The sequence below is a fragment of the Bacillus sp. V3B genome (genome assembly GCF_024494465.1).
Lineage (GTDB): Bacteria > Bacillota > Bacilli > Bacillales > Cytobacillaceae > Bacillus_BD.
In genome coordinates, this window is the sequence record NZ_JAETXM010000078.1 from 1 (window position 1) to 834 (window position 834).

2 tRNA genes, 1 other RNA gene and 1 pseudogene are annotated in these 834 nt (G+C 46.4%); all 4 read right to left on the reverse strand.

The features are described from left to right. Positions 1-228 precede the first annotated feature (228 nt). Positions 229-316 (reverse strand) — tRNA-Ser (locus JMM81_RS22610). 10 nt (positions 317-326) lie between these two features. After that, positions 327-404, reverse strand: a pseudogene (locus tag JMM81_RS22615). A 1-nt stretch (position 405) separates the two neighbouring features. After that, positions 406-589, reverse strand: a non-coding RNA gene (gene ssrS, locus JMM81_RS22620) — 6S RNA. Further along, positions 590-698: transfer RNA gene (locus JMM81_RS22625), tRNA-Leu, on the reverse strand. Between the last annotated feature and the right edge of the window lie 136 nt (positions 699-834).

Below are 834 nucleotides of genomic sequence, written 5' to 3' on the forward strand. Positions count from 1 at the left end.
AAAAAGAGCTCAGCGTTCTCGCTTCCGTTCTATGTAGATCGTTCACACAACTCTCTAGTTATGGGTGCTGCGTACCCGCCCTGACCTGGTTCCTAACGTCGTCGTTGAACGATAACTGTGGATAGCTCTGATTCAAACCAAAGAATTACGGATTAAATTCGATACTTTACAGCTTGGCTATACCCAATATGTTTATCAGAATAAATATTTGCTTAAAAATGATTCAAACGGAGTTGGAGGGATTTGAACCCTCGCGCCGGTTACCCGACCTACTCACTTTCCAGGCGAGCCCCTTCAGCCACTTGGGTACAACTCCAAAATCTAAATGGAGCCTAGCGGGATCCAACCGCTGACCTCCTGCTCCGCGTGCATAAGAGAAGCTCTCCCAGCTGAGCTAAGGCCCCAAACATTCCCACTATATGCCGTTTTCCCCAGATGTTTTATAACCCGCTCTTAGCAGGTGGGTTTCCGCATATCAACCTTCCTGCGATCCTAAACAAGTAGGCATGGCATCAGTCAATACATGTAGGAATCCCGAATAAATAGTACGGTTTAAAACATAACAGACTAACGAACATTGCAGGATTGATGCGATCGAGAGGACTTGAACCTCCACGGGGTTGCCCCCACTTGAACCTCCACGGGGTTGCCCCCACTAGGCCCTCAACCTAGCGCGTCTGCCATTCCGCCACGATCGCATAATGGTAAATAAGAAAATGATGAATGTCACACTCAACCATTTTGTATCGGTCAGTGTAATAAAAATATATCACAAAATTTAGCTCCAAGAAGCCCACTCTTTTAGGTGTCGGGAGGAATTGAGTGCTTTTATAC